The organism is Pantoea sp. EKM103V (assembly GCF_011800365.1).
GTDB lineage: Bacteria > Pseudomonadota > Gammaproteobacteria > Enterobacterales > Enterobacteriaceae > Pantoea > Pantoea anthophila.
Map to the genome: position 1 here is coordinate 92864 of NZ_JAALFQ010000008.1, position 21738 is coordinate 114601.

Consider the following 21738-nt stretch of genomic DNA (forward strand, 5'->3'; position numbering starts at 1 on the left):
ACATCAGATGGCGGGCAGTTCCGCCAGCGGCCAGCGCGGCCGCACGCTGACGCCTAACCCCCCGCGCGTTCCTCCTTTCAGTCGCACCATGCCCGCATACGCGATCATCGCACCATTGTCGGTACAGAACTCAGGACGGGCGTAGAAGACTTCGCCGCCGCGCTTTTGCATCATGGCCGCCATCTGCTCGCGCAGCGTCCGGTTAGCGCTGACGCCGCCCGCAATCACCAGACGTTTAAAGCCGGTCTCATCCAGTGCGCGCTTACATTTGATCGCCAGCGTGTCCACCACCGCATCCTCGAAGGCGCGGGCGATGTCGGCTCGGGTCTGTTCGTCATCCGGATTAGCGCGAATAGTGTTCGCGGCAAAGGTCTTCAGCCCGGAGAAGCTGAAATCCAGCCCCGGACGATCGGTCATCGGACGCGGGAAGGTGAACCGCCCCGCCGTGCCCTGCTGCGCCATTTTGGAGAGCATCGGCCCACCCGGGTAATCGAGACCCAGCAGCTTCGCCGTTTTATCAAAGGCTTCACCTGCCGCATCATCAATCGACTCACCCAGCAGGAGATATTCCCCGATGCCGGTGACGCTGATCAGCTGAGTATGTCCGCCCGACACCAGCAGCGCGACAAACGGAAATGCCGGTGGATTCTCTTCCAGCATCGGTGCCAGCAGATGACCTTCCATATGGTGAACCGGCACCGCCGGCACTTTCCAGGCAAACGCCAGTGCGCGACCGATCGTCGCCCCGACCAGCAGCGCACCGACCAGCCCTGGCCCGGCGGTGTAGGCCACCGCGTCGATCTGCTGTGGTGCCAGACCGGCTTCTTTCAGCGCCGCCTGAATCAGCGGCACGGTTTTACGCACGTGATCGCGTGAGGCCAGTTCCGGCACCACACCGCCATAATCTGCGTGCACTTTAACCTGGCTGTAGAGCTGGTTAGCCAGTAATCCGGCCTCGTCATCATAGATTGCGATGCCGGTTTCATCGCACGACGTTTCAATACCCAGAATTCGCATTGCATCACCTCATTCTTGCGGCGCGCAGTTTATCACAGCAATGGGAGATGCAGCGCGGCCATCCCGCGTAAAAAGTCATTTTCTGTCGGCTAAAGAGTGCGCTATACTCCCGCCCCTGGAAAAACCGGCAGCCGCACAGGCAAACGCTCCTGTTGGTTTCAAATTGTCCATGGTGCTTTACAAACCAACCTGGGTTGGAGTAAAATGCTGCACCATTTTGAAATGTGCTGGCGCCGCAGTCAGCAGCAAAACCGAATTTTATCGAGGTGAGAGTTACATGCCGGTAATTAAAGTACGTGAAAACGAGCCATTTGACGTAGCACTGCGTCGCTTCAAACGTTCTTGCGAGAAAGCAGGCGTTCTGGCTGAAGTTCGTCGTCGTGAGTTCTATGAAAAACCGACTACCGAACGTAAGCGCGCTAAAGCGTCAGCAGTTAAGCGTCACGCCAAGAAACTGGCTCGCGAAAACGCACGCCGCACTCGTCTGTACTAAGTCGTTCCGGAGGTTCGCCTCCACCGCGTGATTCACGCAGACAGAGTCAAGTAAAAGGCCGTGCTTTCCGAAAGGAAGCGCGGCTTGTTGCCGTTTATGAGCTGAAAAACCGGGGCGTATGGCTGGACGAATTCCACGCGTATTTATCAACGATTTACTTGCCCGCACGGATATCGTGGATCTTATCGATGCCCGCGTTAAGCTGAAAAAGCAGGGTAAGAATTTCCACGCGTGCTGTCCTTTCCACAATGAAAAAACCCCCTCTTTCACCGTAAACGGCGAAAAACAGTTTTATCACTGTTTCGGCTGTGGCGCGCACGGCAATGCCATCGACTTTTTAATGAACTTTGATCGTCTGGAGTTTGTTGAGAGTATCGAAGAGTTAGCCACCGCCCACGGTTTAGACGTGCCTTATGAAGCAGGCAGCGGGCCCAGCCAGATGGAACGCCATCAGCGCCAGAGCCTGTATCAGCTGATGGAGAGTCTGAACGGTTTTTATCAGCAGAGCCTGCAGCAGTCCAGCGCGCAGCCAGCCCGCGACTATCTCGATCGTCGCGGTCTGAGCGCCGAAATCATCGATCACTTTGCGATAGGGTATGCCCCCGCCGGCTGGGACAACGTTCTCAAGCGTTTTGGCAAGCAATCCGAAGACCGCGAGTCACTGATGGAAGCGGGCATGCTGGTCAGCAATGACAAAGGCCGTACCTATGACCGGTTTCGCGACCGCGTCATGTTTCCGATTCGCGATAAGCGTGGCCGCGTCATCGGTTTTGGCGGTCGTGTCCTGAGTAACGAAACGCCGAAATACCTGAACTCGCCGGAAACACCGATTTTCCATAAAGGCCGCCAGCTCTATGGCCTGTATGAAGCAGTAAAAAATCATCCTGAACCCGCCCGCCTGTTAGTGGTCGAGGGATACATGGACGTGGTTGCGCTGGCGCAGTATGGCATCGATTATGCCGTTGCGTCGCTGGGCACCTCCACCACGGCTGAACACATTCAGTTGCTGTTCCGCAGTACCGACACCGTGATCTGCTGTTACGACGGCGACCGGGCCGGACGTGAAGCAGCATGGCGTGCGCTTGAGACCGCATTGCCTTACATGAATGATGGTCGTCAGCTACGCTTTATGTTTTTACCCGATGGCGAAGATCCGGATACGCTGGTCCGCAAAGAGGGTAAAGCCGCTTTCGAGGCGAGGATGGAGCAGGCAATGCCGCTCTCTTCGTTTCTGTTTGATAGCCTGCTGCCGCAGGTGGATCTGAGTTCACGCGACGGTAAAGCGCGCCTCAGCACGCTGGCTTTACCGCTGATTACGCAGATCCCCGGTGAGACCTTACGTATTTATATGCGTCAGGAGCTGGGGAATAAACTGGGTATTCTCGATGACAATCAGCTTGAAAAGCTGATGCCAAAGCTGGCCACAAGCGGAACGGCGCCGGTTGCCCCGCCGCTTAAGCGTACCACCATGCGCGTGCTGATTGCGTTACTGATTCAGAACCCGCAGCTGGCGTCGATGGTGCCTTCGCTTGACGGGCTGTCTGAGTCAAAAATGCCGGGTTTACCGCTGTTTATTGAATTAGTCGGTCGCTGTAATGAGAATCCTGGATTGACCACCGGACAGCTACTAGAGTTATATCGCGGAACAAATTTTAGTCAGACGCTTGAAACGCTGGCGATCTGGAACCACATGATAGTAGATGAAGAAGCCGAAGCGGTGTTTCAGGACTCGCTGGCCAGCGTCTACGACTCAGCTCTGGAAGAGCGTCTGGAGTTTCTGATAGCGCGTGAACGCACCCAGGGACTGAGCGCCGATGAGCGCCGTGAGCTCTGGACACTCAGTCAGGCGTTTGCCCGAAAATAATTTAGCACGCTGCCCGTTCTGATGGAGGGCGGCGTGGCTGTTTTAAGGCCGTGGGCGTTAAGCCAGGCCTGTACCACCAACGATTTATACACGCGGCTTAAGTGCCGATTACTGATGGGCAAAGCCCACGCCGCGACGAAGGCAGCGGCAAGAATTAAAGGCCTTCACTGCTATTGTTGGCTCGCTGCCGACCGACACCAATCTAATTAACAGAAGTGTGGATACCGTCTTATGGAGCAAAACCCGCAGTCACAGCTCAAGCTTCTTGTCACCCGTGGTAAGGAGCAAGGCTATCTGACCTATGCTGAGGTCAATGACCATCTGCCGGAAGATATCGTCGACTCCGATCAGATCGAAGACATCATCCAGATGATTAACGACATGGGTATTCAGGTAGTTGAAGAAGCCCCTGATGCCGACGATCTGATGCTGAACGAAAACAGCTCCGATACTGACGAAGATGCCGCGGAAGCTGCCGCTCAGGTGTTATCCAGCGTTGAATCTGAAATCGGGCGTACGACTGACCCGGTTCGCATGTACATGCGTGAAATGGGTACCGTTGAACTGCTGACGCGCGAAGGCGAAATCGACATCGCGAAGCGTATCGAAGACGGTATCAACCAGGTTCAGTGTTCCGTTGCCGAATACCCTGAAGCGATTACTTACCTGCTGGATCAGTACGACAAAGTTGAAGCAGGTGAATCACGCCTTTCCGATCTGATTACCGGTTTCGTCGATCCTAACGCAGAAGAAGATCTGGCCCCAACGGCTACGCACGTGGGCTCTGAGCTGTCTGAAGCCGATCGTAACGACGACGAAGATGAAGACGAAGATGAAGACGACAACTCCGAGGACGATAACTCCATCGACCCGGAACTGGCGCGCGAGAAGTTCTCCGATCTGCGCAAGCAGTACGAAACCACCCGTAGCGTGATTAAAAGCAAAGGTCGCAGCCATGCCGCCGCCGTTGCTGAAATCCAGAACCTCTCTGACGTCTTCAAACAGTTCCGCCTGGTACCGAAGCAGTTCGATTACCTGGTAGGCAGCATGCGCACCATGATGGAACGTGTCCGTACCCAGGAACGTCTGATCATGAAGCTCTGTATTGAGCTGTGCAAAATGCCGAAGAAAAACTTCATCACGCTGTTTACCGGCAACGAAACCAATGAAAGCTGGTTCAAAGCGGCGCTGGCGATGAACAAGCCGTGGTCTGAAAAGCTGCTGGAAGTGCAGGATGACGTTATGCGTTCCCTGCAGAAGCTGGCGCAGGTCGAAGAAGAGACCGGCCTGACCATTGAGCAGGTTAAAGATATCAACCGTCGCATGTCGATCGGTGAAGCCAAAGCGCGTCGCGCCAAGAAAGAGATGGTGGAAGCGAACCTGCGTCTGGTTATTTCGATTGCCAAGAAATACACCAACCGCGGTCTGCAGTTCCTCGACCTGATTCAGGAAGGTAACATCGGCCTGATGAAAGCGGTCGATAAGTTTGAATATCGCCGTGGTTACAAGTTCTCGACCTATGCGACCTGGTGGATCCGTCAGGCGATTACCCGCTCTATCGCGGACCAGGCACGTACCATCCGTATTCCGGTGCACATGATTGAGACCATCAACAAACTCAACCGTATTTCGCGCCAGATGCTGCAGGAGATGGGTCGCGAGCCGACGCCGGAAGAGCTGGCTGAACGCATGCTGATGCCAGAAGATAAAATTCGCAAAGTACTGAAAATCGCTAAAGAGCCGATCTCGATGGAGACGCCGATTGGTGATGATGAAGATTCACATCTGGGCGATTTTATCGAAGACACCACGCTGGAGCTGCCGCTGGATTCTGCTACCTCAGAGAGCCTGCGTTCTGCCACCCATGACGTGCTGGCTGGCCTGACCGCGCGTGAAGCGAAAGTGCTGCGCATGCGTTTCGGTATCGATATGAACACCGACCATACGCTGGAAGAAGTGGGCAAACAGTTTGACGTAACGCGTGAGCGTATTCGTCAGATTGAAGCGAAAGCCCTGCGTAAACTGCGCCATCCGAGCCGCTCGGAAGTGCTGCGTAGCTTCCTCGACGATTAAGTCCGACAAAAACCCCGGTTCGCCGGGGTTTTTTTTGCCTGCTACTCCCATGCCCTGCTCTCCTCCGGATGCAGCTCCCGGTAAAGCTGACGATAGGCTTCGACCATCTCCTCCAGTGAGGCGCGATTAAGCCCGCTGGGATTCGGCAGCACCCACACCTGGGTTTTCCCCATAAAGACGGGCTGCTTACCCCATTCCACTTTACGCTGCTGAAAGGCGTGACGAAACGCATCCTTACCCAGGATGGCGAGCGCGGCGGGCTGATAATTCAGCACCTTTTCCATCAGGCGTCTGCCGCCCTCACGTAGTTCATCCGTGGCAAGCTGGCTCGCCTGCACCGTGGGTCGCTCAACCAGCATGGTGATACCGCAGCCGGTTTCGGTTAAGCGCTGCTCTTCTTCCGGTTTCAACTGCTCCCGGGTGAACCCGGCCTGATGGATGACTTTCCAGAACCGGTTGCCGGGATGCGCAAAGTGAAAGCCCTGATGGGCGGTTGACTGGCCGGGATTAATGCCGCAGAACAGCACATCAAGCCCCGGAGTGATAATGTCGCGGATAGCGTGTTCACTCATGCCTTTCCCGCCCTGCTGTCGCTAAGCTGTGGCGTAAGCGCTCTGCTACTCTGCTTCTCCATAGAACGTCCTGTGCTCTCTGCCACGTGATCTCTGGCTAAGATAGTAGTGATTACGCTCAGTACATTCCAGCCTTCAGGAGTCAACGCGTTACGCTATCGACGTGACAGAGGAAGCACACGACTGCTGCAGCCTGATGTCCAGTTTCGCTAAAGGCACGGCGTCGCATTTTCCACGCTGTTTTAAAACTTCGCTAACGCCGTTCATCAGTTTTGTTATAGAAATCAGCAGGTAAATCGCTGCTGTTTATTTCAGCAACCGATGGCGGAGTGCTGGATCGCCCTGAAGAGATACTTTATAATCCCCGCTCCGCTGGCCCCTTAGCTCAGTGGTTAGAGCAGGCGACTCATAATCGCTTGGTCGCTGGTTCAAACCCAGCAGGGGCCACCAAATAAAACAAGGAGTTAGATGAGAAATCGTCTGACTCCTTTTTCTTTGGATGCGATTCAGGTGATGTAGTGGGTGACGTAAGTGAATGGCTGGGTGACGTAAGTAGTGTGGGTTTAAATGTATGACTGGCCGGTTGCCAGAAACCTGATTTCCTTTTTCGAAAAGCCTGACAGCCATCCGGATTCAATCATTAAGACAGCCTTACCTGCCCCCCAGGATTGCAGGACAAAAACAAGCCATGAGTTTCGACGATTCCATTCAGCAATTGCGTAATGAGTAACTCGCGCACCGGTCTTATACAGAACGCTTCATCAGTGTTAAGACTCTATTTGAACAGCTCAAACAGCGTTATCCCGATCAGAGCTACAATGCCCTGTGCCTTTTAGCGTTGAAAAAGTATCGACGTTCAGAGCATCAACCTTCGCTGTATTGGTTCAGATATGAAAGCTGGTATGACACTTCACCCGTTGCCCCATACCAGCTCCTGGATAAACATGGCGCGCCAAATATTAGTGCTAGAAACGGAACTTGCTAATACCTGGCCGATTCAATCAATATATAGCCGTTCATACTGGCCTAGTATAATGAATAACGTGTCGATGTTTAGTTAAAAAAGAGCAAATTCACATGACAATGTTACGCAAATAAAAAGCTGGCCATCATATGAGCCAGCCTTTTTTATTTTAAAAAATTATTTGTCAGAAAATGTATTTACGCCTGTCAGATTAGCCGTAAATTTCCACAATTTTAAAGCCTCTTCTGGGTCAACAGCATATTCGCAAACACCAACAAAAGGCTCTGGATATTCAGATGCGAGCGCGGATACATCACAATCTTCACAATAAAGCCCGCCAAGACCATTCAGTTGAGGACTGGTAGCCGCCCAGACTTCGGTTGCTGCTCCCTGAGCTGTGGATTTGAAAGTGGGATCAATTGGATTTCCATTTTTGTCCATCCATCCTTCTCCAGCCATCTCTTCATTTGTCAGATGTCGCTGCAACGGAGTAAATATTTTTCCAGGATGCAGTGAGAATGCTCGAATATCACGACTCTTACCGTAGCTGTCGAGCTGCAACGTGAACAAGATGTTGGCAGTTTTAGACTGGCCATATGCTAGCCATTTGTCGTACCCGCTGGTGAACTGAATATCGTCCCACCGGATTGGCGAGTTGTGGTGTCCTGCTGATGAGACACAGACTACTCGTCCACCTGAACGAATGTTATTCCAGATTAAGTTTACCAGCACATAATGGCCTACATGATTGGTTGCAAACTGGGATTCCCAGCCCGGCCCTACTCTTCGTTCAGGGCATGCCATGATACCGGCATTACACAGCACGTAATCGAATACATAGCGGTTAGCTGAAACAATGGCGGCCACGTTTTTAACAGAGGCGATATCAGACAGATCCAATGGGAGGATAGTGACATTTTTCTGTTCACTGAGATTTTGGGCAGCTGATTTAACATCTCTTGCTGCCACAACAACATGAACTCCCGCAGCAGAAAGGGCCTTTGTTGCCTCAAATCCCAGACCAGAATGTCCCCCCGTGATAAATGCAGTTTTTCCTACAAGGTCGAGACTTTTGAGCACATCAGATGCTGTTGAGGACGCATCAAATCCTGACTTTACCGGTTTCTGAACTGCCATCTTATCCTCCTGACTTTACTGTAATTCTGCTGTGGCATGAGGGGTGTAAAACTCTTCCAAAGCAGCTATCTCACGTTCATCCAGATTGATTTCGACGCTCCGGATATTATCAGTGAGTTGTTCAACCGAAGTGGCCCCAATGATGGGTGATGCCACACCTGGACGGGAAAGAAGCCATGCGAGTGCAACATGTGCAGGCTTGCATTCTTTATTTCTGGCAATCTCATTGAGTACGGTAATGACTTTCACATCGCTGGCTTTAGCCGACTCATACAGCCATGACTGGACTTTATCCGATCGGGAACGGGCAGTTTCCGCGTTTTTAGCAAGCCTCCCTCGAGCCAGTGGGCTCCAAGGTGTTACACCAATTCCCTCAGACACACAATAAGGAAGCATTTCACGTTCCTCTTCTCGGTTAATGAGGTTGTAATGGTTTTGCATACTGATAAACGGCGTCCAGCCATTATTGTGCGCAACATTTTGTGCCTGAATGAATTGCCATGCCCTCATCGAGGAAGCACCAATATAACGAACCTTGCCAGAACGGACTAAGTCATTAAGTGCTGACATGGTCTCTTCAATTGGCGTATTGGGGTCCCAACGATGAATAATATATAAGTCAATGTAGTCCGTTTGCAGACGCTTTAAACTCTGGTCAACCTGTGAAAAAATTTCTTTGCGTGACAATCCACCTGACTGTGGTGAATCACTCATTTTTTCATAAACTTTAGTTGCAATCACGACATCATCACGTTTTGCATGTCTTTTCAGACATTCACCCAAGATCTCTTCGCTCGATCCTAAAGAATAAATATTTGCGGTATCGAAAAAATTGATTCCTGAATCTAGTGATTCAACAATGATTCTTTCACTTCTAGCGAAGTCAAGTGTCCAAGGGTGTGCTCCCCTAGACGATTCTCCAAATGACATACATCCTAGGGCAATACGAGACACGACCAGGCCTGATTTACCGAGGTGAGAATAAATCAACCGCTACCTCCTTAATTGTTTAATTCTGTAAGGCGTGACCAGGATGTCTCCTGCTCATCTAAAGGTATGTCCAGACTTGAAAGATACATGGCTGTCATCCAACAGTGCCCTGCCAAATGTGTTGCATCTGCAATCTCGCCTTGGGAATAAAATTCGTTAAGCTTGCGAAATGCATCAGGTGAGGCTTTGCCATTATTAATACATTCGGTGATGTAGTGAACCATAGCCTGACGACGAGGTTCCATCACACTATAATTGCCATTTTCAATATCACTTATTTCTTGCTCTGATAAACCAGCTTTAATCGCTAAAGGGTAGTGAATGAGCCGCTCGAACTCACTGTCAACGAGTTTAGCCACACGCATCACAATGATTTCGCGCTCATAATCATTGAGATAACCTTTTGTGATGGCACCTCCCAATGCAAGATGAGGGCCAGCGGAGCATTTTGTGAGAAGCAGACTACGAGTCAGATTTGACGGGAACTTCTCATAAACGCTAAGCTGTTCTTGAGTAAAGTCTTTAACATCTGTCAATTTAACAAGTGGCTTATTCATAAATTATCCTCATGCAGGTTGTTGATTAATTTTACTGTTCAAAATACCGAAAACTTCATTTGAAGAGTTTTCGCTGATCTCTATCAAGTCGCTGATAAATCCATCCGGGCGTACAACGATGCAAACAGACTTACTGGGCAATAGGTCCTTCAATAAACCGAGTACCTTACCGCTTAAATTTACAAGAGTGGCACCTCTCACGGCCGCTGAAGCTTTTTCAAAGTAGGATAGCCAGTCTGAATAGATGTAATGGTTTCCCGGCCAGAATAAAACCGTATGCGTTGTCAGGCTCAGATGCGGAGAAAGGAAACTACTACGCCATTCAAGAGGTACTCGTCGTCCTATTTCCAAGCGATTTTTACCTTCAGGAAGTTCACCGTGTGGAATATCGATTTGAGCAATTCTAGGTGAAAGGAATTTATCAACTAGCCCGGTTCTGGAGGCCATTCTGAATGCTACGTCACGTGCAAATATGGCCTGACGATTTTTATACAGGCTGACGTTGGCTAGGAATGTGGAAAGTTTAGATGTGCGGTTAATCCCATTCATTCTTTCCTCAGAATACGACTCAAGAAGCGATGGATTGTATTCACCACGGATGACACCGGCGAGTTTCCATCCAAGGTTTACCGCGTCCTGAAAACCACTGTTCATCCCCTGCGCACCTGAAGGACTCATAGCATGCGCCGCATCCCCCACAAGGAAGACATTCTCATTTCTGTAAGAGGATGCAGAGCGAACATTAGCGTTAAAAATTCCGCAGAAATTCATGTGCCCCAGTGTTTTGTTTCCAGGAACACGGTCTCCTAAAATTTTTTCGAAGAACTCACGATTGATCTCACCTTGGTAGTCAGCAGGCACACTTGCACCTACTCGGAAAAGGCCATCACCTATTGGAGCCAGCACCATGTTTCCCTTGCGGTGCAGGTAATATCCTACCTCACGGCTAGTTGATTCACTGACCAGCTCCGCATCAGTGATAGCAAGTCTGGTTTCCATCTGAAAGCCATCAAAAGTGAAACCAAAACACTCCCTGACTTTACTGGAGTAGCCATCTGCACCAATCACCCATGCAAAGGATTCGTGAGTTATGTTTCCATCCGGATTGCGCAAGGTGACATTAACGCGCTCATGGTCGTTATGGCCGTCGATAAATTCACATCCGTATTCAATTTGGATTCCTTCTTCATTGAGTCGGTCTTCCAGAACCTTTTCCGTTTTCCACTGAGGTATCGTAATTCCATAGCGGTAATTAGTGAACTTCAAGCGGTCGAAGCAGATATTGCCGATCATCTTCTTGTTTGAGTAATAATTCATCTGGTCAAAGTAATGACCAGACTGGATGACACCCTCTGAAACACCGGTGCGGGATAGCAACTCCAGCACTCGTGGCCATATAATCGTCGCTTTTGAATGCGGTGAATATCGCTCATGTTTGGAAATAATCCTTGCCTTGATTCCAAAAAGCGATAATTCCAGCGCAGTCAGCATTCCCACTGGGCCGCCACCAACAATTAATACATCACCTTCATTCTTTTCAGGAAATTTCATTAATTTGCCCCCCCTTTTTACTAGCATGATAAAGATTAATAATCATCACAGAAAAGATAAGGCACAGTGCTGATATAGCCATGAGTAATAGAGATGCAGATGTAATGAAGATTTTATGCGTGCTGTCAATTACATTGTCATCTATAATGAAAACATGCTCAAGCCGCCCACTAAAATTGCCATTCAACAATGTAGCCATTGAAGAAGTTAGAGGAATGAAAATAGACTCGCCACCTATCCTGAAAGTATTAAATGTTCCTGCTGCTAGCCCAGTTTGATGAGATGGAACAGAGTTGACGGCCACTCCATCAATATAGGAAAGAGAGATACCAAAAGAACTGCCAAAAACAAACATTGCTATCTGGTGAAGGAGAACGCTTTCACTACCTAACACAGCCGTTAAAATAATCGGTGCAATAACAATCGATAGAAGAGTAATCTTCAATAGAAATTCGTCGCTGAGTTTTATTCTGAATTTCGCAATCACTGGCGGGAATACTAGCGACGGGAGTGTCGCCACAGTCATAATAGAGCCAATTTGAAGAGTTGAGAAGTCGGTCGCCTTACTCAGATAGAATGGAAAATAAAACAGCACACTTATATATCCAAAACCAAGGAGTAAAGACGTGATGCTCATTGCTGAGAAATCCTGATTTTTGAAGATACGAATGTCAATCAATGGAAATTTTGATTTTTGCTCTACACGGCAAAGCAAAAATCCAAGTATCACGGATGTGAACAGTAAAACTAGCGTTCTGGGATCGCTAATCGTCCAGTCAGAAAGGAATGACACCATCATTACAGATGTCAGCAAAAACATGGTCAATAGTACCCCGCCAGCCCAGTCAAAAGGATGGCTTGCACGATGCGCTTTTGCAGAAATTAAAATCAAAGAAATGAACAGGGCGATTAGTATCAGAGCCATGATCGTACTGAAAATCAGCCATCCATGGTCTATATAGTTTAACCAAGATGCAAGCAGTGGACCACTAATCATTCCCATTCCCAGAAAAACACCAAAAATGGAAAAAGCACGTGCTTTCTTCGTTTCATTAAGATGAGTCGCCAGCAGAGCGGTTGCTGAAGTTGTGACCGCGGCCGCAGCGACACCACTAATGGCACGGCATGTGAGCAGAAGCACATAGTCATTCACAAGCCCCCCTGAAAAAAAGCCAATGGAAAAAAGGAGAAGGCCGAACAGGAACACATTTTTTTTACCAATATAGTCAGATAGTGATCCTGTTACTGGAAGGAATGCAGCATACATGACCATGAATATATTAATAAACCATTGCGCTTTTTGATAATTCAATGCGTAATCTTTCATAACTGATAGATTCAGAATGCTAGAAGACGTAATTGTCAATGGGATAATGAACATAGACAGGCATACTGTCAGCAGTACATGTAATTCCCTTCTGTTAAAACTGACTTCCGCCATGCTAACCTCTCACAGTAATCGCTAAATATTTTCCAGTTTGAAAACTTTTGTTTCTTCAAGATGCGCTTTTGTCTGACGGATAAATTCTTTTGTGTACGCTTCTTCCATATGTGCATCAATAGCCGACTTGTCTGCCCAGCGTTCAATCAATACATATTTGTTCTCAAACTTGTAGAAATTGAAAATGTCACAACCACTTTCTCTTAAAGTCATTTCTTTCAGAGCTGCAAGTTTTTTTCCAAAATCTGTGAAAAAGTCGGCTTCTGGTTTAATAAAAACCACGATATTAAGGCTCATATATTTCCTTTTAAAATGATGTATTCAACGTTTTAACGAAAAACTGCTGGCCCGGTCCGGCAGTCAACGTGTGAAAAGCACAGTTGTCCAGAAATGTGAAATTAGAATCAACCATCATGACATATTTCATAAAAAGTGAGATCACTCCGCCATGAGAGATAATTAAAATATTGCCAGCATGCTCCCTCGTCACAAGTTCTAGCGCCCGTGAAAACCGGCCTATACAAGCATCAACAGATTCACCCTCAGGCGGTATAAATTCCTTTTCTCCCAACATGGCAACCAGAGCAGAAAATTCCGGATTGTGTTTAAACTTCCCATCCATCACCCCTAGATGTCGCTCTCTAAAATCCTTATGGATACTGAAAAAAGTATCCATGGAAGATGCCAAAATATCAGCCGTCTGAAGAGCACGTAGATAAGGTGAGCTGAAAATGAAATTTATATTCAGCTCTGCAATCGCACAGGCAGTCTGCTTAACTTTTTCAACACCGATTGGGCATAACGGGATATCTGTTTGCCCCAACAATCGGCCTTCAACGTTAAACAGCGTATCACCATGCCTCATCAGATAAATCATGCAGCATCCGCATTGTTACCAAGAATGACACTCACTGAATGGCCAATCGACATTTCTGATTCAACAAGTCCATCAGGTATTTTAAGGTCAAATTCTTTTTCTAAAGCGACTGAGATTTCCAGCAATACTAGTGAGTCTAGTTCAAGATCGTCATACGCAACCTCGGCTGTTACTTTTTGGTAAGGCACGTAATACTTATCAACTAGCATTTCTTTGATACGGCTAAATATTTTATCTTCCATTTTTCCACCTCTATTTTTCGCTAATATCAGCATTGATTTTCTCATTGGGCCACCGGAGTACGACTGCTCCCCAAGTAATGCCTCCTCCAAACGCAGTCAAAACAATTTTTTTTCCAGAATTGATTGTTCCTGCTTTGACATGTCGTGCCAAAGTAATGGGAATTGAAGCTGCCGACGTGTTTCCATAATCTTCAAGACTCGTCAACGCCTGGTCTTCTTTTAGATCAAAAAGTTGACTGAGAGTGTCGATAATTCGCTTATTTGCCTGATGGGGAACCAGATAGTCCATGTTTTCTTTAACCAGCCCCCCCCTCTTCAGCACTTCATTAATCGATTCTTTCATTTGCGAAATAGCTTTGGTGAATACCTCTCTGCCCTCCATTCTGAAAAAAACATCCGCATCGTCATTATCCTGCTTGAGCGCTGATTCCGTACCGCCATCAGGAATGGTGATGAGGTTTTCATATTCTCCGTCGCTACCTGTGAAGGTTGCAAGAATGTTGTCATCCTCACTGCGGGTTAAAATCATGGCGCCTGCAGCGTCACCAAACAAGGGATATGTCGTTCGATCCTGCTTGCTTAAAATCGACGTAAATACATCGGCACCAATCAGCATTAGCTTCCTTGATTTGCCAGACCGGATTAAGGCATCAGCAAGCTCTAAGCCGTAGACGAACCCTGTGCATACTGCATTGATATCAAAAGCACTGATTTTTCCTAGGCCCAGCATCGTAGCAACTTTCGGGGCGGTTGCTGGGCACTTTCTGTCAGGAGTAGAGGTGGCAACAATTAGCGTGTCGATGTCACTGCTATCATCATGGGTGAGACTCTTCATTGCCGCCTCGCCAGCTTTGTATGCGAGGTAGCTGGTTGTTTCAAGTGGAGAAGAATGGTGTCTCCTTTTTATTCCAGTTCTCGTTGTGATCCACTCATCACTTGTATCAAGGCTCTGAGATAGCTCTTCATTTGTCACTGATTTCGTCGGTACAGAAGCACCAAGTCCGATTATTTTCACGCCCATAATGACCTCAGCGATTTAACTGGTGAGTAACTGAACATTTGACTTGGATATGATTTAAGCTTGCAACGATATCTGCACTTCGCCATTCAGCATCATGTTTTCGTATGAGTGTTGTATTTTCCAGAACAACATCCAAATGGTTTGAATTCGATGTGGTTTCTTTCGAATGAAATTTAAAATTGACACTCCTCATCCAAAGATTATTGGACCCTTCTCGGGTTATATCATCGAGTTCGTATAATAGTATTTGGCCTAGCTGGAGACCTGAAACAAAAGCATCAATGTAATCGAGTTTTTTAGCTCTTTCACCATTAATGGTTTTTATGACGAGTGCTTCGCTTTCAAACTTATTTTTAATCCTAATGTTTTTAATAGACTGAACTGAATGCTTGAATCCTTCAACATTAAAAGCTGGAGATAGTTGAAGATCGCGTTCTTCATGTCTGATAACTTCGATGTTGACACTCATGTTTCCAACTTTCCCGGAAAAAAAGAGCGTATTCTCAGACTCAGATATAACCTCAAAACTTATTTTGATATAATCGAGTTCCTCTATTGGTTTCTTTGAGGCCAGGATAGTTATACATGACATTTCGAAATTAAACTTATTTCTTGTTGATAATATTTTACCGCACGCGCGTGCGGACATAAGCATGACGTCAATACTACTCAGATGAGGTCGAAGCTTATTCTTCTTGACGGACCAATCTTCAGGGTAAATAATTTTAAAGCTAGATGCATACCCATTATTTCGGGCTAACTCATCCGCAATATCATAACTAACCCTTTTGTATCCAGAACTAAAAAAACGATTTCCCGATGGTCCCAGATATGCATCAGCATCTGCGATTAATGTCATGGTAAGTGGTCCTTTTATATCAACTACGAAATGAAGCAGGCTACTTCCTTTGATTTATTTCTGAAGTAAAAGTGGTCACCTTTAAATGTCGTGGTTTTGAACTCGTTCAACGTATAGTTTTTCCAGTTCAACATTTCCTTATCTGATGCAAGTGAATCATCGGTTGCAGCCAGTGCATGAATCGCGCAATTAATTTTGGGGTAATCATCTCTTTTGTAGTTGCCAAGTAACTTGAGATCATTTACCAGTTTGGATTTTGCTTCTTTAAGCCGTGAAGGGCTTTCAGCAATAACCTGCGGGATGCCCCCCAGTTCTACGATATTGTTGAACCCATTGTCAGCACCTGTACTGAAGATCTTGGAGTTCACAAGCAACTCTGGGGGTTTACAGGCTGACACGACCAGCTTTTTTATGTTGAGTTGATTGCTAAGTATCACCGCCAGTTCATACGCAACAATCGCCCCCATGCTGTGCCCAAAAAACGTAATGGGCGCCTCAATGCTATTTAGCTGTGATTTCAGCCCCTCCAGCATGCGGTTGAAACAGTATGGTGATTTTGCCAGCTCGATATCGTTCTGTTTGCCTGAATAGGACAGTGAAAGCACTTTTGCACCATATGTAAAATGTTTCTTAAGTATATCGAAAGATGATTTACCACCACCGGCATACGGAAAGCACACAATCACATTTTCCTTACTCATGAACACTCCTATTACAACAATAAAATCAATAGGGAATTCGCACCAACAAAATCACCTCATCTTCTACACGACAAATCTTTACATTTGTTAAACATATGCGTCAACCTTAAATCATTAGCCGCAACGATTAATTCACAAGTGCTTTACAAAAATTTTCGTGAAATTGCGCTTTACTTGACTTTTTTCTAAATTTACCAAAATTATCAAAAACTTAAGTGATTTCGCTCGTTAAATAATTTTTTCATATACATAAGGTTATTATATTAATGATTGGCGCAACGTTTTATGGCAGGGCTTTAACTGCGTGGCATTGTGCACCATGCGCTGGCTTCGATTAGCAGTAATCGATGGATCTGGATCTTTACTCAATACAGACTCTTACTGACAATGCCTTACAAACACCCAAATTAAACTCATACCATTGAAAAATATAGAAAAAAATTAATTTTATGCTTTTTTTTTGGTAAGCTTTTAAAAATGGAAAATTTTCTCCATGAATTAAGTTTCACCATGCAAAAGTTGCAGACTACATTCTTTAATAAACCTCAATTAGCCTAGTTGTCCGCTCCTCGCTCTAACAGACGTTCAAGAACACAGATCCGCTTTGTGCCATAAGCGGACACTGCTTACATCGTGATAGGGTGATTTATTTAGAGAAGTAAGCGAAAGTAATGCCTTCAGGTAAAAACGGGTGTCGGATGAACTTAGAAACTGCGCGTTTAAGGCTTGAGCCCTATCATGACTCACACTATGAAGACTTAAGGGTAATGGAAAACGACTCCGGCGTGATGCGGTATATCAGCAACGGCATTGTTAAAACACCAGAAGAGACTTGGGAAAGTATCAGGCGTGTTTAGGCCAGATGGCAGAAATATGAATTTTCGTGGTGGGCTATTAAAGAGAAAGCGTCCGGGGCCGTAGTTGGGGCAGCATGTCTCTAATATCTGGCAAACGTTGAAGGTGCCCACTTAGAGATTGGCTGGCGGCTCGTCCCGGAACACAATGGCAAAGGCTATGCAACAGAAGCTGCTAAAGCGATTACTGATTTCGCAGCAGAGCAGATAGGCGCGACGTATTTAGTGGCTGTTGCCGACCCTGAAAATGCGGCTTCTCAACGAGTGATGCAGCGATTAGGCATGACTTACAAAGTAATAGAACAGCATTATCATGTGCCTTACGTAGTCTATGAAATCAGCATTCTGCCCGCTCAATCATATTGAGAATATGAACTCCCAGCTCATAGCGGACGTTAGCCTGAACCCAGTCCGCTTTGTGCCAGAAGCAGACTTTACTAGTCTTCTTCTATGTTGATTAATAGGGACAAGATCAGCCGGTTACTGCCATCGGGCTGACGACCCGGCAACGCTAGGGAGTCGAAGGAGGAGAGTAAAATCCGCTTGTCTGAAAAACGAAAGAACCCGCGCTGAAACTCAGCTCTTAAAATGACAGAGACAGGCTTTGCAGTTAAGAAGCTAAGGATATGCGTCGAATATTGACGGGAATAAACATTAGAATGGCACTGATATTTTTTGTATTCTGAAAACTTACTGTCCTTCACTTGGATGCATACTACAAATGCTCCTTCTTCTGAAATTCCTTCATCCTTATTTGATGTTTTCAAATCTGGCGGCCTGGGGCCTAGCTCAGAACCTTGAAGGCCTCGGGCTCTTTCACTCTATAAATGACCTACCTTTACAGGTCGGAAATGACGTTATCTATCCCTGGAATCTAAGCCCGACGCACGGCGTTAATGGATTATCGGGTTTAATGACTATCTTGCTCCTCCCGATCGCACTACTGAATATCCGTGCCGGATTTTACCTTAATCGCAGCATGGGCTGGATAAGCCTGTTTTTCTGGATCTCGCCAGGGACGTTCAGCCTGATGGGTTATGTTCCTGACTTTAATAGTTTCGGTCCTGATGTGTTCCGGTTTGGGAGCGACTTTACGGGCAGTGTGTCTTCTGCGGCAGCCAATCTGCTTATCTCAATGGTTGCCGGGTGGTCCATCATTATGCTTGTCAGCGCGCTCTGGAAGAAAAATACCTTCAAAAATGCTTATGACCACATCTGGTACGTCTTGGGTCTTATCGCAGCTCTTTATTACGTTACGGACAGCGGCCTGCCCTCCTATAAAGAGGACCTGTCAGAAGCTGGTGAACGCACCACCCTGATCATGCAGCATTATCGCAACGGCGAGCAAAACCTTGGATATCTGTGTAAAGAACCGAACGTAATAAATCAGGTTCCAGATTTATGCAACCTGGCGTCTGAGATGCGGTGGTCGCTACAGGACAGCTTTGCTTTAAAAGATATTTTGCGCGCCAGAATAGATTTACCCGACTGGGTGACAAGAGTTGCGTACGATCGGGGCATCGGCAAACAGATTGAGACGTTCAATGCTCTGGCATGTTCTGCGCATGCGTTCAGGGGTAACTGTGAGGTTGTCCCCATCGAGATGGCTCTTAACGGTGTGGATTTTAAAACGCCCGGGGCCTTTCTAGCCCCAGTCTACGCCCAGAGACTTCTGCGACTGCATGAATCCATGCAAAAAGCCGACTCACGCATAAAAGATATCGAGCAGGGACATAAGACGCGCTATTTTGTGTTTCTTATGCTGGCCTTTGTCGCGGGGGGTAAACTTGCAAATACGTCCAGGTCGATGGTCGGCCATGATACGGTTCGCCCTCGCTCATGGCTGCTTTCCGGTATAAGGTTTATCATTCACAACACGTTGCTGGTGATAAAGTTCCTTATAGCAGAACTGGTCTTGCCGCTTCTGCAACGTATGGTACAACGGGTTAAATGGCATACCGCCCGAATTAAAACCAGAACGCCCAAAAGCGCGGTAGAACATGATGCCTCCTCCGGTAAAGGGTAACCAGTTGACGATCGTGCTGTGACCTGGAGCTGGTGCGAGAAGAGCAGACCTACAACGTATCCCAAGAGACTTGCCTGACAGAGACCGGTCTGATTCCCATCAGGTCAAGTTTGCGAGACTTTTCTATCCACTCCTCTTCGCTGCGGCACGCTATAGACCACTGTGCCGCTGCAACGGATTTCTGAAGAAAAAGATATTGGAAATAAGCCTCATCCACTTTAAACAGAGAATGGCCCAAAATCATCACTTGATTAACTCCGCTCAGTCCCTCGAAAAAGTGTCGGTGTTTAGCGATAAGCTCCTGTGAGGGTTTAAATGTCGCACAGAAATAGTCATCAATGATGCTGTTAGCCTCCATGAGCTGCGTATCCATATCTGCAATATCTGTCATGTCGTTGAGAGAGGCGCGGGATTCAGGCTCCAAGGCATGTCCAAGGATCAGTTCATCGTCCCCTGCTTCGGCAGAACCATGGATGTGGAGCACACGATCTGTCCCGACGCCATAAACGCGTTTCAGTGTGCTGGTGTAGTTAAAGGTGAGAAAAAGTGCCTGCGAATCCAGTTTAGTCAGGCGATTAAGCGAACTTTCACCAGAGGGTATCGGCAATTGACGGATCCACTGACCGAATCGGCTACGCATGCCCTTTGAGAGGCGTCTGACAACCTGATCCACCTCATACTGGAAATCATGATGACCTGCGTCACTCCAGTCCTCATCACCGTATGAACTCATTAAATGGCCGAGGTTGTTGATGAGCATGTAGGCATCGAGATATGCAAGCGCGGTTTCGAGGTCACACCAATCATCATCCACTGGAAGGTATTCTTCCACGTCCCAATAAATATCCGAATCCATGGCCAAAAGAAATTCCTTAAAATGCCACAGGCTAGAGGGGATGTTATGCCTGAGATCGAAGCCATTTCCAATGACATAGAGTGTAGTTGTCTGCATAGCCCCTCTCACGACAGATGACCTGTTTGCGTTGAAATACCAGAATATCTCGTGTTTTATAACAGCAGATATCTTGTATCCCCGGAAAATTATGGAAAAAATCAGCCCCGCAACAGTTCAGTTCATCAAACTTGGTGAGGCCGGTGAATGGGAACAGCAGTGCCTATCGGAGGGCACGCTTCGGTTTGGTTATCATAAAACCCCAGACAATCTTTGCGTTGACGAGCAATGGGAAGACGTTCACGAGATATGGCTTAAAGAGCGGAAGGGAAATAAGGCTAGCGCCAGCAGCGACGTCAGGCAGATCAAAACTTTCTACACGGCAGATGAAGATACACTATTCATTACCATCAGGGGGGGATTTCTTTACTGGTGTCGACCCATGGGGCCGGTTGAGGTACAGGCAGATAGTAGCCGGATCAGAAAAACGATAGAGGGGTGGCAAAACACCAGTGTTGGGGGCGTGCGATTAACCACGGATCACCTGAGCGGAAATCTGTTAAAGGTTCAGGGGTATCGAGGTACGATCTGTAACGTAAGCGCACATGATTACGTTGTACGAAAAATCAATGATGAAGATCTCCCTGCGGTGTCTGATGCTAAGCAGGCTGAAGTAACGTACTTGGTCGCGATAAAAAATCTGTGCCAAATGCTGACCTGGCAGGATTTCGAGCTACTAGTAGACCTTGTTTTTTCAACCAGTGGGGGGCGGCGCACCAGTATTGTCGGTAAAACCCAAAAAACGCTGGATCTTGAGCTTGAATCCCTCACCACCAGCGAGAAAGCTTTTGTTCAGATTAAATCATATGCGGACGCACATGCTTTCAGCGATTACGCAAAACGGTTCAGAGAAACCAGTGCCTATGAACGGATGTTTTTTATCTGGCACAGCGGACCGTTATCCGAAAGTATTAAAACCGAAGGCATCACGTTAATCGGTCCCGACAAGTTAGCTGGGCTCATTCTGGATAGTGGTTTATCAAGATGGCTTCGTAAAAAACTTTCATGATATTCCGGCTGTTTCTTCAACTCATCGGCAATTAATCAACGTGATAAGGCTCCGGAAACGGGCTTTACCAGGAAGCTATCGGACCTCAGTCGCAGGCGCAAAATGACTACTCAAGCAGTTCGGTGAAAATTTCCGTCCTACCGGTAAGCGCAGTCGGGCTGAAGACCCGGGGAGACGAAGGGGGCACTAGGTATGATGACTGTGATGACTCTTGTCTTGAATAGACAGTTAATAGTTACACCGTTGATCAATTTCATATTGTTCAATAGTTGATCATCCTGCAGGATTCTGTAGTTAAATGCTCTTTTTCAGGCATTGTATGGGAATTAAAAAAATTTTATCCTTCAGTTTAACTGAATCTTGATGGCTATAATTTATTACAACGTTAAACTTAATCTGAATATCAATTATTTAAATACAAATCAACCATCAACGAATCCCAAAACCTGCCAGAGAATTTCAGCACATCTGTAATAAGTCATCATGCATGAGGCGCTGATTTTTCTATTACACCGATGAATTCACAGAACATCGGATT

Annotated in this window: 20 protein-coding genes and 1 tRNA gene; 7 read left to right on the forward strand and 14 right to left on the reverse strand. The window is 47.1% G+C overall.

All coding sequences use genetic code 11. The features are described from left to right. Window positions 1–3: 3 nt before the first annotated feature. The gene (gene tsaD, locus HFD97_RS15920) at window positions 4–1017 is read right to left on the reverse strand and encodes a tRNA (adenosine(37)-N6)-threonylcarbamoyltransferase complex transferase subunit TsaD (protein ID WP_167432259.1); all 1014 of its coding nucleotides are present in this window, start codon (window positions 1015–1017) and stop codon (window positions 4–6) included. 277 nt (window positions 1018–1294) lie between these two features. Between tsaD and rpsU the strand changes: the two genes are divergently transcribed. The 3 genes from rpsU to rpoD all read left to right on the forward strand — a co-directional run bounded on the left by rpsU (window position 1295) and on the right by rpoD (window position 5447). Next, entirely contained in the window at window positions 1295–1510 is a 216-nt protein-coding gene (gene rpsU, locus HFD97_RS15925) for a 30S ribosomal protein S21 (RefSeq protein ID WP_001144069.1), read from the forward strand. Between the two features lie 118 nt (window positions 1511–1628). Beyond that, window positions 1629–3374: a DNA primase gene (gene dnaG, locus HFD97_RS15930; RefSeq protein ID WP_009087304.1), complete on the forward strand. Its 1746-nt coding sequence runs from the start codon at window positions 1629–1631 to the stop codon at window positions 3372–3374. 231 nt (window positions 3375–3605) lie between these two features. Next, window positions 3606–5447 carry an RNA polymerase sigma factor RpoD gene (rpoD, locus tag HFD97_RS15935; protein WP_009087305.1) on the forward strand — a complete coding sequence of 614 codons (1842 nt, stop codon included), beginning with the start codon at window positions 3606–3608 and terminating at the stop codon, window positions 5445–5447. Window positions 5448–5488: 41 nt separating this feature from the next. Here the strand turns inward: rpoD and mug are convergent, their stop codons facing one another. Beyond that, on the reverse strand, window positions 5489–6019 hold the full coding sequence (mug, locus tag HFD97_RS15940) for a G/U mismatch-specific DNA glycosylase (protein ID WP_046102565.1): 531 nt from the start codon (window positions 6017–6019) through the stop codon (window positions 5489–5491). A gap of 374 nt (window positions 6020–6393) precedes the next feature. Here mug and HFD97_RS15945 point away from each other — a divergent pair. Then, window positions 6394–6469 (forward strand) — tRNA-Ile (locus HFD97_RS15945). A 691-nt stretch (window positions 6470–7160) separates the two neighbouring features. Here HFD97_RS15945 and HFD97_RS15950 read toward each other — a convergent pair. The 11 genes from HFD97_RS15950 to HFD97_RS16000 are packed head-to-tail and all read right to left on the reverse strand — an operon-like array spanning window position 7161 to window position 16359. Then, window positions 7161–8120, reverse strand: coding sequence for an oxidoreductase (locus tag HFD97_RS15950; protein ID WP_167432258.1), 960 nt, complete (start codon window positions 8118–8120; stop codon window positions 7161–7163). Window positions 8121–8135: 15 nt separating this feature from the next. After that, complete coding sequence (locus HFD97_RS15955; RefSeq protein WP_167432257.1) at window positions 8136–9110, reverse strand: aldo/keto reductase; 975 nt, start codon at window positions 9108–9110, stop codon at window positions 8136–8138. Between the two features lie 11 nt (window positions 9111–9121). Further along, the gene (locus tag HFD97_RS15960; RefSeq protein ID WP_167432256.1) at window positions 9122–9667 is read right to left on the reverse strand and encodes a carboxymuconolactone decarboxylase family protein; all 546 of its coding nucleotides are present in this window, start codon (window positions 9665–9667) and stop codon (window positions 9122–9124) included. A 9-nt stretch (window positions 9668–9676) separates the two neighbouring features. Further along, a complete protein-coding gene (locus HFD97_RS15965) occupies window positions 9677–11218 on the reverse strand; it encodes an NAD(P)/FAD-dependent oxidoreductase (protein WP_167432255.1) in 1542 nt (513 codons plus the stop codon). Further along, a complete protein-coding gene (locus tag HFD97_RS15970) occupies window positions 11205–12659 on the reverse strand; it encodes an MFS transporter (protein WP_167432254.1) in 1455 nt (484 codons plus the stop codon). Before HFD97_RS15970 ends, HFD97_RS15965 begins: the two co-directional genes overlap by 14 nt. 21 nt (window positions 12660–12680) lie before the next feature. Then, entirely contained in the window at window positions 12681–12956 is a 276-nt protein-coding gene (locus HFD97_RS15975) for a putative quinol monooxygenase (RefSeq protein WP_167432253.1), read from the reverse strand. A gap of 10 nt (window positions 12957–12966) precedes the next feature. Then, the gene (locus HFD97_RS15980) at window positions 12967–13536 is read right to left on the reverse strand and encodes a histidine phosphatase family protein (protein WP_167432252.1); all 570 of its coding nucleotides are present in this window, start codon (window positions 13534–13536) and stop codon (window positions 12967–12969) included. Further along, the gene (locus HFD97_RS15985) at window positions 13533–13811 is read right to left on the reverse strand and encodes an acyl carrier protein (RefSeq protein ID WP_167432251.1); all 279 of its coding nucleotides are present in this window, start codon (window positions 13809–13811) and stop codon (window positions 13533–13535) included. The genes HFD97_RS15980 and HFD97_RS15985 overlap by 4 nt, the downstream gene beginning before the upstream one ends. Then, window positions 13789–14799: a beta-ketoacyl-ACP synthase III gene (locus HFD97_RS15990; protein ID WP_167432250.1), complete on the reverse strand. Its 1011-nt coding sequence runs from the start codon at window positions 14797–14799 to the stop codon at window positions 13789–13791. Before HFD97_RS15990 ends, HFD97_RS15985 begins: the two co-directional genes overlap by 23 nt. A gap of 7 nt (window positions 14800–14806) precedes the next feature. Beyond that, a complete protein-coding gene (locus HFD97_RS15995; protein WP_167432249.1) occupies window positions 14807–15658 on the reverse strand; it encodes an AvrD family protein in 852 nt (283 codons plus the stop codon). A gap of 23 nt (window positions 15659–15681) precedes the next feature. After that, window positions 15682–16359, reverse strand: a complete 678-nt coding sequence (locus tag HFD97_RS16000) for a thioesterase II family protein (RefSeq protein ID WP_167432248.1) — start codon at window positions 16357–16359, stop codon at window positions 15682–15684. 944 nt (window positions 16360–17303) lie between these two features. Between HFD97_RS16000 and HFD97_RS22395 the strand changes: the two genes are divergently transcribed. Together HFD97_RS22395 and HFD97_RS16010 are read left to right on the forward strand one after the other, a co-directional pair. Beyond that, on the forward strand, window positions 17304–17579 hold the full coding sequence (locus HFD97_RS22395) for a GNAT family N-acetyltransferase (protein ID WP_255461654.1): 276 nt from the start codon (window positions 17304–17306) through the stop codon (window positions 17577–17579). Between the two features lie 355 nt (window positions 17580–17934). Continuing rightward, a complete protein-coding gene (locus HFD97_RS16010; protein ID WP_185155360.1) occupies window positions 17935–19239 on the forward strand; it encodes a hypothetical protein in 1305 nt (434 codons plus the stop codon). 49 nt (window positions 19240–19288) lie between these two features. On the opposite strand, the gene HFD97_RS16015 is transcribed toward HFD97_RS16010, so the two are convergent. After that, window positions 19289–20191 (reverse strand): bacteriophage abortive infection AbiH family protein, encoded by a 903-nt coding sequence (locus HFD97_RS16015; protein WP_167432247.1) that lies wholly within the window; start codon window positions 20189–20191, stop codon window positions 19289–19291. A 91-nt stretch (window positions 20192–20282) separates the two neighbouring features. On the opposite strand from HFD97_RS16015, the gene HFD97_RS16020 reads away from it, so the two are divergent. Continuing rightward, window positions 20283–21200 carry a hypothetical protein gene (locus HFD97_RS16020; RefSeq protein WP_167432246.1) on the forward strand — a complete coding sequence of 306 codons (918 nt, stop codon included), beginning with the start codon at window positions 20283–20285 and terminating at the stop codon, window positions 21198–21200. Window positions 21201–21738 lie beyond the last annotated feature (538 nt).